The sequence below is a fragment of the Streptococcus mitis SK564 genome (genome assembly GCF_000148525.1).
Classification (GTDB): Bacteria; Bacillota; Bacilli; order Lactobacillales; family Streptococcaceae; genus Streptococcus; species Streptococcus mitis_H.
In genome coordinates this window covers 143,048-154,898 of the sequence record NZ_AEDU01000007.1, presented here as the reverse complement: position 1 = coordinate 154,898, position 11,851 = coordinate 143,048, and the positions used below count along the sequence as shown (strand labels likewise).

11 protein-coding genes and 1 pseudogene are annotated in these 11,851 nt (G+C 41.0%); all 12 read right to left on the bottom strand.

The window, feature by feature from the left end:
* Positions 1-56 precede the first annotated feature (56 nt).
* The 12 genes and pseudogenes from ciaH to SMSK564_RS05415 all read right to left on the bottom strand — a co-directional run bounded on the left by ciaH (position 57) and on the right by SMSK564_RS05415 (position 11,844).
* Entirely contained in the window at positions 57-1,391 is a 1,335-nt protein-coding gene (ciaH, locus tag SMSK564_RS05480) for a two-component system sensor histidine kinase CiaH (protein WP_000491803.1), read from the bottom strand.
* On the bottom strand, positions 1,381-2,055 hold the full coding sequence (gene ciaR, locus SMSK564_RS05475; RefSeq protein ID WP_000590627.1) for a two-component system response regulator CiaR: 675 nt from the start codon (positions 2,053-2,055) through the stop codon (positions 1,381-1,383). The genes ciaH and ciaR overlap by 11 nt, the downstream gene beginning before the upstream one ends.
* A 108-nt stretch (positions 2,056-2,163) precedes the next feature.
* Positions 2,164-4,710: a M1 family metallopeptidase gene (locus SMSK564_RS05470; protein ID WP_001149126.1), complete on the bottom strand. Its 2,547-nt coding sequence runs from the start codon at positions 4,708-4,710 to the stop codon at positions 2,164-2,166.
* A 122-nt stretch (positions 4,711-4,832) separates the two neighbouring features.
* Positions 4,833-5,273 (bottom strand): ASCH domain-containing protein, encoded by a 441-nt coding sequence (locus SMSK564_RS05465; protein WP_000188807.1) that lies wholly within the window; start codon positions 5,271-5,273, stop codon positions 4,833-4,835.
* A complete protein-coding gene (locus tag SMSK564_RS05460; protein WP_001245836.1) occupies positions 5,233-6,117 on the bottom strand; it encodes a putative PEP-binding protein in 885 nt (294 codons plus the stop codon). Before SMSK564_RS05460 ends, SMSK564_RS05465 begins: the two co-directional genes overlap by 41 nt.
* Positions 6,095-6,595: an NUDIX hydrolase gene (locus SMSK564_RS05455; RefSeq protein WP_000403935.1), complete on the bottom strand. Its 501-nt coding sequence runs from the start codon at positions 6,593-6,595 to the stop codon at positions 6,095-6,097. Before SMSK564_RS05455 ends, SMSK564_RS05460 begins: the two co-directional genes overlap by 23 nt.
* 9 nt (positions 6,596-6,604) lie before the next feature.
* The gene (locus tag SMSK564_RS05450) at positions 6,605-7,303 is read right to left on the bottom strand and encodes a 3-oxoacyl-ACP reductase (RefSeq protein WP_000167121.1); all 699 of its coding nucleotides are present in this window, start codon (positions 7,301-7,303) and stop codon (positions 6,605-6,607) included.
* Complete coding sequence (locus SMSK564_RS05445; protein WP_000141913.1) at positions 7,296-7,532, bottom strand: DUF2829 domain-containing protein; 237 nt, start codon at positions 7,530-7,532, stop codon at positions 7,296-7,298. Before SMSK564_RS05445 ends, SMSK564_RS05450 begins: the two co-directional genes overlap by 8 nt.
* Before the next feature lie 110 nt (positions 7,533-7,642).
* Positions 7,643-8,422, bottom strand: a pseudogene (locus SMSK564_RS13535) (IS630 family transposase).
* Positions 8,423-8,720: 298 nt separating this feature from the next.
* A complete protein-coding gene (gene sufB / locus SMSK564_RS05425; RefSeq protein WP_004236244.1) occupies positions 8,721-10,133 on the bottom strand; it encodes a Fe-S cluster assembly protein SufB in 1,413 nt (470 codons plus the stop codon).
* 57 nt (positions 10,134-10,190) lie between these two features.
* On the bottom strand, positions 10,191-10,631 hold the full coding sequence (gene sufU, locus SMSK564_RS05420) for a Fe-S cluster assembly sulfur transfer protein SufU (RefSeq protein ID WP_001218459.1): 441 nt from the start codon (positions 10,629-10,631) through the stop codon (positions 10,191-10,193).
* Positions 10,618-11,844, bottom strand: a complete 1,227-nt coding sequence (locus tag SMSK564_RS05415; RefSeq protein ID WP_000887739.1) for a cysteine desulfurase — start codon at positions 11,842-11,844, stop codon at positions 10,618-10,620. Before SMSK564_RS05415 ends, sufU begins: the two co-directional genes overlap by 14 nt.
* Positions 11,845-11,851: the final 7 nt, after the last annotated feature.

The window sequence follows — 11,851 nt, the reverse complement described above, 5'->3', positions numbered from 1 at the left end:
CGAGACGGACTGAAAGTCACATAATCCAAAATATCGCCCCATATGGAGCGATATTTTTATTTTTTCTTTTTAGATGGTGTGTGGATGGCTATTTTCACTTCAAAGATTGTTCCCTTTGGTTTATTATCTTTAACAGTAATGGTTCCTTTTAAGGCATCTACAATTTGCTTGGCTAGGGATAATCCTAAACCAAAGCCACCTTTTTGACGAGTTCTAGCCTTGTCCACTCGATAAAAGCGGTCAAAAATTTTCTTCTTATCTTCTGTCGAAATACCAACTCCGTTATCAGAAACAAGTAAATACAGATTACGGTCAGTCGCTGAAATCACAAAATCAATTTCACCATCTTCTTCAGTATACTTGACAGCATTATCAAATAGGATGGTCATCAGTTGTTTCAAAAGGAGCTGATCTGTGACAATCGTTCGATGGATACGATTTTCAAAACGGAAGACACGGTCATTTTCAGAAGCAATCATCTCATAGTTTGTGAAAGTTGTATTAAAAAAGCTAGTTGGAACTTCTCCAAATTCCGGCTTAATCCCATCATCTCTACGAGCTAAATTCAACAAATTTGTTGTCAAAAAACGCATATTTCGGACTTCTTCCAAACTAGAGGCAATACTTTCGCTCACATCCATAATGGTAGCTTCCGGCTTACGGAAAAGGGTCTCTAAGCGATTTTGCAAAACTGCAAGTGGAGTTCGTAACTCATGACTGGCATTTTCCACAAAAGACTGTTGCTTCTGCATGCTCTCAAGCAGAGGCCTAACACTGACCCTAGCTAGATAGAGACTGGCAAGTAAAGACAAAATCCAGAAACTAGCCATCACAACGACAATCAATTGCTCATGCTTTTGACTGGCCTGCTCCAACTGACTGGTATTAATCAAGACAGCAGCATACTTGATATTGGTTGAAACCGAACTGATATTCGTTTCCATCAAAATCATGCGATAGATTTCTTCCTGTCCATAGCTATTAAAAACCTGAATCTGATAGATATGGCCTAGTTCTTTTTTCTCTAACTTAATCTTATCCAATCCCAAAAATCGATTTCCAGAAAGGAGCTGGGTAAAATTCTTATCAAAAAGAATGACTTCTGTATTGGAACTGACATTGGGTTTTACATCAGTCTTGCTAGTATCTGTAGCAGCATTCTCCAAATCTTTAATCTCTTCCGTCGCCCTATTTACCGCCAACTGAATAACTGCCTGAGGATTGTTGCTCAAGCCATGAAGCTTATCATCCACCGAAGTATAGAGACTCGAGTGCATGACCTGCAAAATAATCAGAGTCATGGTGGAGAAAATCAGAGTGAAGACACCAAAGTTGCGAATAAAATAACTAAAGTCATCCGCATACCATGTTTTTTTTAGTTTACTGAACATCTTTTAAAATATACCCAACACTACGCAAGGTTTGCAAATTCTCTGCAAAAGTGGTTCCTTTTAATTTCTTACGGACTTTTGAAACATAGACTTCGACAACTGAAATCGTTGTGTCACTATCAAATCCCCATAGACGATCAAAAATCTGAGTCTTAGGCAAAATAACATTTTGATTTTGAAGGAAATAAACCAGTAAATCGAACTCTTTCCCCAGCAATTCGACAGGAGTATCTTCAACCTTAACGGTATTGGTTGATAAATTGATGAGAATATCTCCATAAGATAGCGTATTTTCATTAAACTTACCTGAACGTTTGAGAAGCGCTTGAATCCGCATTTTGAGTTCTTCTAGGTAGAAAGGCTTGGTCAGGTAATCATCTGCTCCCAATTCAAATCCATGTCCCTTGTCATCCAAACTTTCCTTGGCAGTCATAATCAGAACTGGTGTCGTAATTCCCTTTTCACGCAATTCTTTCAAGACTTGGAAACCATTTTTTTCTGGCAACATCAAATCCAGCAAAATCAAGTCATAGACGCCACTTTCAGCTTCGTAGAGACCTTCTTCTCCATCAAATACCTGCATGACATCCGCAAAATCGTCTAAAAAGTCAAATACTGAATTTGATAGGCCTAGGTCATCCTCAACTAATAAGATTTTTATCATGAGAAACTCCTCCTTATTAAAACCATTATACCAAATTTGCCTTAAAAAAAACTCAACTCTCTGCATTTTACATGAGATAGCTGAGTTTTCTTTTTATTTTAGGCTTATTTATGCATTTCCGTATTGAAGAACAACTGCTTCAACTGCAGCTTTTTCACGGTTAATCAAGTCAACACGCGCAGCAATTTCCTTGATTCCCATGCCGATATTACGGCTTAGAGTAAGATCAGAAAGCTGTGGTTCAAAGAATTCCTTGTATTCCGCCAAGCGTTGCTCTGTCTTAAATACATGAGCAGGAAGGATAACAAAGCTATCAAAGCTCATATCTCCACCAAGAGCTGCCTTAATCCAAGCCCAGTTTTCACGAGCCCAAGACCATGCTGTTTCCTGAGTTGCTTGATGGTTTAAGAACTGGAAGTACCAAGCTGATAAGTCTTGTGGTTTGACCACAAATTTGTCCTTCCAAGAAGCAATCAAGGTTTGGATATTGTCCGCATCTTTACTATAGGCAAGAGCTGCTGCCAACTGACGTTTAAAGACAGCATCTGTTGCGTGCGTATAAGTATCAAGATAAACTGCTAACAAGTCTTTAGTCTCATGATGTTTCATCTCATTAATCAGGACTTGTGAGCGAATAGCTGCTGGGAGTCCTGCAAGATTCTCCTTGTGGGCTGCGAAGATTTGGCTAGCGACTTGGCTAGCTTCTGCATCATTTGAGCGAATCATCATAGAAATGGCTAACTGACGAACCAATTCATCCTCATCTGATTCTCCGTCTTTAGCTTCAAAACCAAGACGGTTATAGTTGTGACGAGCCAATTTAGCAACCAAGGCTTTGAAGGCTCTTTCAGCTTCTGTTCCTTCATCGATAAAGCGCTCAAGAGCAGAAATTACTTGAGAAACAGCTGAAACGACAAGGTAAGATTCTTCCTTAGCAAGTTTATCAAGGACTGGAAGCAAATCAGCATAAGAAATGTGCCCTGCTTCAGCAAGCAAGCGACGTTCTTGGACGATTTGCAGTTTACTTGTGTTATCAAGCTCAACTAGGTCTGCAAGAACAGCATCTAGCAAATCTCCTTGATAGTCTGTAATGTAGTGAGCTGTATTTTCAGTGTTGAGGCGAAGAGCTGTTTTGTTTTCAGCAAGAAGAGCTGCGTAGCCAGGGATTTCAATACTTTCAGTTTCGAGTGTATCTGGCAAGCCTTTCCAGTTGCTGTTGAGTGGCACTACCCAGAGGCGGTTCTTGTCTTCGTGCTCACCGATGAAGAATTGTTTTTGTGAAATCTTCAAGACATCATTTTCAACTTTGACAGTAAGAACTGGGTAACCAGGTTGTTCCAACCAAGAATCCATGAAGGCTGCGACATCACGTCCTGACGCTTTACCAAGGGCATCCCAAAGGTCACGACCAATTGTATTACTGTATTGGTGTTTTTCAAAGTAGGCATGCAAACCTTTAGCGAAATCAGCATCTCCTAGCCAACGGCGAAGCATGTGCATGAGACGGCTTCCTTTGGCATAGACGATAGCCCCGTCAAAAAGCGTATTGATTTCATCTGGGTGTTTGACTTCAACGTGAACAGACTGTACGCCATCAGTCGCGTCACGTTTCAATGCAGACGGAACACCACCTGTTTGGAAATCTTCAAAGATGTTCCAGCTTGGTTCAATAGCATCCACACAGACGTACTCCATCATGTTAGCAAAGCTTTCATTGAGCCAAAGGTCATCCCACCATTTCATAGTTACGAGGTTACCAAACCATTGGTGGGCCAATTCATGTGCCACAACAAGGGCAACTTGTTGACGGCTGGCAAATGTAGAGTTTTCATCGACAACCAAGTAAACTTCACGGTAGGTCACAAGACCCCAGTTTTCCATCGCACCAGCTGAGAAGTCAGGAAGGGCGATGTGGAGAGATTGAGGGATTGGATACTTGACTCCGTAGTAATCTTCGTAAAATTCGATTGAGCGAACGGCAATATCTAGTGAGAAATCAAGGTTAGATAGTGGATGGGCTTTGGTTGAGTAGACACCTACGAGGGTACCGTTTTTCGTTTTAGCGGTCACACCTTGCAAATCACCAGCGACAAAAGCTAACAAGTAAGATGACATGCGAGGTGTTGTCTCAAACTTCCAGATACCTGTTTCTTTACGGTTTTCAACATCAATCTCAGGCATGTTTGACAAGGCCAATTCACCTTCTGCTTGGTCAAAACGAAGAGAAAGGTCAAAAGTTGCCTTGGCTTCAGGCTCATCCACACAGGGGAAGGCTTCGCGCGCGAAATGGCTCTCGAACTGAGTAGACAAGACTTCCTTCTTGACTCCATCAACTGTGTAGTATGAAGGGTAAATCCCTGTCATGTTATCTGTGATTTTACCAGAAAAGGCAAGAAGCACTTCAACTTGACCAGCCTCAGCCAATTCGATATGAAGGGCTTCATTTTCATGGTCAACTGTAAATGGGCGAGCTTCCCCTGCAACTTCTACAGAAGCGATTTCCAAGTCTTTTTGATGAAGGGAAATGCTGTCACTCTGTGCTTGCCCAGTGATGGTCACTTTCCCTGAAAACGTCTTGGTCTCACGACTCAAGTCTAAAAATAAATCATAATGTTCAGGAACAAATTGCTTAATAAAATGTTCAACTGCTTGCATAATTTTCTCCTATTCTAAGTTTAAGAGCTGCTGCTCTTCTTCAAACAAACTTATTATATCATGTTTTGCTGGAGAAAAAAGGATTGGACGGCGATTTCCAAAACTTTCTTCCGTCTAACAGTCTACAGTGGGTAGACCTTGCGAAATTCTTCTAAAACAACCTTGCTTTCAGGTGTAAAAGTCAGTCCTGCTTCACCCAAACAGTCTGTGAAAAAATCCTCATGAACCTGACGCCAATAGGTAAGTGATTTGTCTCCCTCACCTTCCTTATAGGCATGTTGAGCAGAAACTTGATTGAAGGGCTGGACAGAAACCTTTGTAATTTCGACAATACAGACAGCCTGATTTTGACTATCTAAAATGACATCAAAAGTTCCTTCTTGAGGAAGAGACTCGGCTTCTAGTGCATAGAGGTCGTAGGCTGAAGCTGTTGCAGTCTTTTCGCCTCTTAAAACCAAATCTGCTAAAAGGTCTGGTTCCACTCCAAAAGCCCAAGCATCGATTTCATCTCCTATAGAGGGGTTAATTTTCTTGTAGGCATTCCACATTTCTTGCGGTGTCATGGGCGCTCCTTTGTAATTTCTTACTTTCTTCTTTTATATGTTTGAGATGGTCTGGATAGCCAATTTCTAAATCAAATATCTCTGGAATAGAACTATAGTGGATATTGCATTCGATACCCATCTGATTCATTTTTTGTATGAAAGAAACATTCAGATATCCTGCTACAGCAAAGTCAATCTTTTTCGTCCTTGCTTTATCCTGCATCTGTCTCAACATATCTAACATAATTGGATTTTCCATATCATGCCATTGACTGTTTCTCACAGTCGCAAAAACAAAAGAAGTCAAATCATTCATTCCAACTACAATCTTTGAAATGCCCGTTTCCAGTATCCTGTCCAAGTCGAAATACGCTGACGGTAATTCAATCATCGTGCCAACTTTCCCAGTAAAACCCTGCTGACGCAATACTGTGATAGCTTGCTTTAACTGCTCAGCATCATTGACAAAAGGAAAGATAACAGATAGATTTGGATTGGTTTGATAAACTTCTGTAACGACATGTGCTTCAGCCTGAAATTCATCCGGACACGCCAGCAAACGCCTAGTTCCTCTATATCCAAATAAGGGATGATTTTCATCAAAATACTCTTTAGTCCCCTTTAGACAATTAGCTTCTGTATTCGTTAATTCAGAAAAACGATACCAGATCTCCTCATCTGAGTACAAGGAGCAGATAGTATCAAGATAATCTTTCACAAATTCCTGACAACTTGGTAATAGGATATTTTGATTGAGCTCTCTCAACAAATATTCCCCACGAATCATGCCAACATGATGAAATAGTTGTGGGTAAACTTTTTCATCAAGTTTTTCGCCACTAAGGGCAAGTTGGTTTCTCATTATTCACCTTCCAATTCATGTAAGAAGTATTGCCCAGTTCTGGAAACCCTAATAATTCAGACTTAACCTTCAAGACTAGTGGCGATGCATTTTCTTCTGTGATCTCTTGAATATTCATCCAAATATATCCAAGTGAATCATTCGCACCATCAGACACAGCTTCCGAAATCGTAACTTGAGGTGCACTCTCATTCATTTCAACATCATACAAGGCCATGACATGGTGAACCATAAAGTTTTTTAACTCTTCCCTGACGAAAACATCGTAGATTCGAGGATTAGAGTAGTTTCTAACAGTAAATCCCGTCTCTTCCATAACTTCTCTAGTCAGCGTTTCCGTCAGTCCTTCACCTACTTCCTGGCTACCACCGGGTAGATCATACCGATGTTGATAAGGACCTCTCGTTTTTTCAATGCAGAGTAACTTCCCATTTTCAAAGCAAACAGCGTAGACTCCAAAGTGTCTTTTGATTTCCATCAGATCCTCCTACTTCAAAGACCAGCCACCATCTATTCTCAAGATTTGTCCTTGCATGGCGCTTGCTTTTCCACTTGCTAAGAAAAGGCTAATCTCTGCTACTTCCTCTGGATCAATCCAGCGCTTGATTGGTGTTTCACTAGCCACCCAGTCCGCTAAACCACCTGGCTCAAAGTCTGCAGCGGTCATAGCTGTCTTGACTGCTCCTGGAGCGATACCAAAGACCTGAATCCCAGTTTCAGCATAGTCTAGAGCCAACTGCTTGGTAAATCCAGCCAAAGCATGCTTAGATGAAGTATAGGCGTGACCACCACCTCCTGCTAGATTTGAAGCAATGGAACACATATTGATAATGGATCCTTTTTTATTCTCCAACATTTTGGTCAAATAATAGCGAGTCAACTCTACTGGAGTAACGTAGTTAATTTCAAAAATTTCTTGAATTTCCTGCGCTGATTGTTCCAACAGTGGTTTGTAATCATCCAAAACTCCAGCAGTATTGCACAAAATATCTACCTGAGGACACCAGTCAAAAATAGGCTCCAAGTCCAAGGTCAAATCTCTCTGAAAAAAGTGGAAATCACCCTCTAAGAGTGGATTTTCACCTTGGTCAACTCCATAAACTTGAAAGCCATTCTCTAAAAAGAGGCGAGCTTGTGCTAGGCCAATCCCTGAACTCACTCCTGTAATCAATACACGCTTAGTCATGCACTTCTACCCAATCCGTCGCCAAAACATCACAAGGTGTCGGGCTCCACATGGAAAAACCTTCTCCTTCTCCAGACACATTGATTAGGAAATAAGGTGTCACTTCAAGTGCAACCCCGTTTTGTTCAATAGTGTCAAAGAGTTGGACATAGTTTTCAGCACCTCCCCAACCAGTACGAACATATTTTTTCTTAGCCTTTAACCCAGGCAGGATTTCTTCAAATGTCATGTTTTTCTCCTTTTATTCTACATTCTTCATTTAATTATAACAAAAAACCGTTGTGCAACGGCTTTTTGACTCATTTTAAATCAAAATCAATAAGCATTTTATAATTATAGTCATTTAGTTTTAAAAAAGCACTTCAAACATTCAAAAATATTTGGAACTTCCCTTAATAAATCCGTCACTTTCTTTTTCAAGATAGCCCAAGCTTGCTCAATAGGATTCAAATCTGGGGAATAAGGTGGTAGAGGTAAGAAAAAGTGTCTATCTTGGGATGAAAACTAGCATTGTCCATGACAATGACATGAGGTGTCTTCAAAGCAGGCAAGAGCTGCGTTTTGAACCACTCCACAAAGAAATCCCTCGTCATACTTTCCTTGTAAATCATGGGAGCTATAAACTCTCTGTTTACTTGTCCTGCAACAATTGAAGTCCGCTCAAAATGCCGTCCGCTAATCTTTTCATAGACTTTCTCCACTCCAGGAGCCCGTGCATAAGGACGATAGAGGTAGCGGTCGATTCCCATTTCGTCAATATATACGACTGATAAATCTTTTAGGTTATCCAAAATATCAAGAAACTCAGCGACTTTCTAGTGTCCTTAATCTGCTTTAAAGCTGCCCATACTGAAGGAACAACACAATCAAAATGTGCCGCAATTTCCCGTAAAAAAGCGTCTGGATGAGCCTCTACAAAAGCTTTCAATTCCCCTAAAGGAATCTTTCGCTTTTTGACGACTCGCTTTTTCCGCTCTAAGTGTCCTTGTTCACGTCTTTCTTTTCCCACGTGAAGAGAGTTCTGACGCCAACATCAAAAACTTTAGTTGCCTCGACATGGCTATGTCCTTCTTTGATGTAATCTAATACTCCTTTTTTAAAATCTGTACTATATACCATAGCTTTATTATAATATTCTTATTTAAAACTAAGCAACTATATCATGGCTTGAACTGACTATTTTATATATAGTCTTACTTCGTCCTCACAAAAATATATCAAAAATCAAAAGCGCTTAGGAAAAAACCTCCATTTCATGAGAGAATGCAATAAATCTTCCCACAATAAAACGCATAATATCAAGTTTTTGTGTACTGATATCATGCGTTTTCTGTTCTTAAAATATTTTTTCTCAGTCTCTTTTTGTTACAAGTTCATCTTCAAAGTCCTTGATTTTGGGTAAATCTAAAATCAAATTTTACCCAACTGATCCTTCCATTTCGTAGCTAATCAAGCGGTTAAGCTCAACGGCATATTCCATTGGAAGCTCTTTTGTGAAAGGCTCTACAAATCCCATGACAATCATCTCAGTTGCCTCAGACTCTGATAAACCACGGCTCATGAGGTAATAGAGTTGTTCTTCTGAAATCTTAGAGACCTTAGCTTCGTGTTCCAAAGCAACTTGCGAGTTATGAATTTCATTAAATGGAATAGTATCTGATGCTGACAAGTCATCCATGATAATGGTATCACATTCAATGTGGGAAACAGATTTCTTAGAGTTCTTGTTAAAGGTGACCTGTCCACGGTAGTCAACCTTTCCTCCGCCTTTAGCGATGGATTTAGACACAATAGACGAGCTAGTATGTGGAGCATTGTGGATCATCTTAGCACCCGTGTCTTGGTGTTGTCCAGCATTAGCAAAGGCGATAGAGAGCATAGTACCACGCGCCCCTTCTCCATCAAGGTAAACAGATGGGTATTTCATAGTTGTTTTAGCACCCAAGTTTCCATCAATCCACTCAACAGTGGCATCCTTTTGAGCCCTAGCACGCTTTGTCACCAAGTTATAGACGTTATCAGACCAGTTTTGGATGGTTGTATAACGCATATAAGCACCATCCAAGGCAAAGATTTCTACGATGGCAGCATGCAAACTGTTACTTGAATAAGTTGGCGCTGTACATCCTTCAACGTAGTGGACACTTGCTCCCTCATCAACGATAATCAAGGTACGTTCAAACTGACCTGTATTCTCGTTGTTGATACGGAAGTAAGTTTGAAGTGGAATATCTACCTTGACCCCTTTTGGTACGTAGATAAAGGTTCCACCAGACCATACTGCTGAGTTAAGGGCAGCCAATTTGTTATCTGTTGGCGGTACCAACTTAGCAAAGTATTGTTTAAACAAGTCTGGGTATTCCTTGAGGGCAGAATCCGTATCTGTAAAGATAATCCCCAATTTCTGGAACTCTTCCTTCATGTTGTGGTAAACCACTTCTGACTCGTACTGGGCAGAGGCACCTGCTAGATAGGCACGCTCAGCTTCAGGAATCCCGATACGTTCAAAGGTTTCTTTGATTTTTTCGGGAACTTCATCCCAAGAACGGGCTGGCTTATCAGATGGTTTTTGGTAATAAATCAAGTCATCAAAGTCAATCTCAGACAAGTCCGCTCCCCAAGTTTGCATGGGCATTTTTTTGAAGGTTTCATAAGACTTCAAACGGAATTCTAACATCCACTCAGGTTCTCCCTTAGCAGCTGATAGTTCACGAATGACATCTTCGTTCAATCCTTTTCCTGTCGATAGGACAGGCTCTACATCATCATGGAAACCAAATTTATATTCACCAAGGTCAATTGGTTTTGGTTCTACTCTTTCTTCAGCCATAATATCCTTTCTTTCATTCTTCATTTCTACTGATTCATAAGACAAAAGAAACTTGCCTTACTTGTTTTCTTGATTTTCAATTGTTTTCTTGAGGGCGTTCCAAGCTAGGGTTGCACACTTGATTCGTTGAGGGAATTTGGCAACACCTGACAAGAAAGCAGCATCACCAAGACTATCTTGTCTGTCATCTTTTTGCCCTTGAACCATTTCAGAAAAAATAGTCGCCAGTTCTAAGATTTCTTGTTTGGTTTTTCCTAAAACTGCGTCCGTCATCATGCTTGCAGAGGCAGTCGAGATGGTGCAACCTGAGTTTAGAAAAGCGATATCTTCCAAACGATCCTCTGCATCAAACTTAACAGAGAGGTTGATCACATCCCCACAGGTTGGATTGTTGAGACTGATTTGCTCAGCATCATCCAACTTCCCTTGGTGATGTGGATTTTTCGAATGGTCCGCTACCACTGCCATATAAAGGCTATCTAGTTTAGAAAGTGCCATTGAAAAACTCCTTTGTCTTTTGTAAGGCATCGACTAGCTTGTCGCAGTCAGCCTTGGTATTGTAGATATAAAAACTTGCACGAGCTGTTGCTGGAACATCCAAATACTGGAGCAAGGGTTGGGCACAGTGGTGACCCGCTCGAACAGCCACTCCTTCATAATCCAAAGCAGTCGCAAGGTCGTGCGGATGAAGTTCACCTAGGTTAAAGGCAATGACACCTGAACGTTGAGCCAAGTCCTGAGAACCGTAAATAGTCAATCCTTCAATCGCCTGCAGTTTTGGATAGACGTATGCAATCAATTCTTGTTCATGGGCTTCAATCGCATCCATACCAATCTTTTCAAGATAATCTACTGCGGCAGCAAGTCCTATAGCACCTGCCATATTTGGTGTTCCAGCCTCAAATTTCCAAGGCAATTCCTTCCAACTAGCAGATTGCTCGTAGACGAAATCAATCATCTCGCCGCCAAATTCTACTGGGGACATTTGTTCCAGATACTTTTCTTTACCGTAAAGAACACCGATACCAGTTGGACCCGCCATCTTGTGACCTGAAAAGGCAAAGAAGTCCACATCCAAGTCCTGAACATCTATCTTCATATGAGGTGTAGATTGTGCTCCATCCACCACCATGATGGCACCAACTTGGTGGGCCAATTGAGTGATTTCTTTGATTGGATTGACCACACCAAGAACATTTGAGGCGTGAGCTAGGGAGACAAACTTGACTCTATCAGTCAATTTAACTCGCAAATCATCCATATCCAGAGATCCGTCCTTGAGATAGACATAGACAAGCTCTGCCCCAGTCTTACGGCAAGCTTCTTGCCAAGGAATGATATTGGAATGATGTTCCATGACAGAAATCAAAACTTTGTCTCCCTCAGTCAAGACTTCCTCTGCAAAGCGCGCCACCCAGTTCAGGCTTGTTGTCGTTCCTCTAGTAAAGAGAACTTCCTTTGTAGACCCTGCATTGATAAACTTACGAATGGTTTCACGAGCGGCCTCATAAGAAGCTGTCGCCCTTTCAGCCAAGGTATGAACACCTCGGTGAACATTGGCATTATCCTGTTCATAGTAGCGGTTAATCGTCTCCAGAACTGCTAGTGGTTTTTGTGTCGTCGCAGCATTGTCCAAATAGACCAATTGTTCATCGTTGACAATCTGGTCTAAAATTGGAAAATCCTTGCGAATAGCTTCTACATCTAACATAGGCTAC

Coding starts and splice junctions, on each gene's coding strand:
- SMSK564_RS05455 (WP_000403935.1), bottom strand. CDS start 6,595: ATGGAAATCAAAAGACACTTTGGAGTCTACGCTGTTTGCTTTGAAAAT.
- SMSK564_RS05465 (WP_000188807.1), bottom strand. CDS start 5,273: ATGACACCGCAAGAAATGTGGAATGCCTACAAGAAAATTAACCCCTCT.
- SMSK564_RS05445 (WP_000141913.1), bottom strand. CDS start 7,532: ATGACATTTGAAGAAATCCTGCCTGGGTTAAAGGCTAAGAAAAAATAT.
- sufU (WP_001218459.1), bottom strand. CDS start 10,631: ATGGCACTTTCTAAACTAGATAGCCTTTATATGGCAGTGGTAGCGGAC.
- SMSK564_RS05470 (WP_001149126.1), bottom strand. CDS start 4,710: ATGCAAGCAGTTGAACATTTTATTAAGCAATTTGTTCCTGAACATTAT.
- SMSK564_RS05450 (WP_000167121.1), bottom strand. CDS start 7,303: ATGACTAAGCGTGTATTGATTACAGGAGTGAGTTCAGGGATTGGCCTA.
- SMSK564_RS05460 (WP_001245836.1), bottom strand. CDS start 6,117: ATGAGAAACCAACTTGCCCTTAGTGGCGAAAAACTTGATGAAAAAGTT.
- ciaH (WP_000491803.1), bottom strand. CDS start 1,391: ATGTTCAGTAAACTAAAAAAAACATGGTATGCGGATGACTTTAGTTAT.
- SMSK564_RS05415 (WP_000887739.1), bottom strand. CDS start 11,844: ATGTTAGATGTAGAAGCTATTCGCAAGGATTTTCCAATTTTAGACCAG.
- sufB (WP_004236244.1), bottom strand. CDS start 10,133: ATGGCTGAAGAAAGAGTAGAACCAAAACCAATTGACCTTGGTGAATAT.
- ciaR (WP_000590627.1), bottom strand. CDS start 2,055: ATGATAAAAATCTTATTAGTTGAGGATGACCTAGGCCTATCAAATTCA.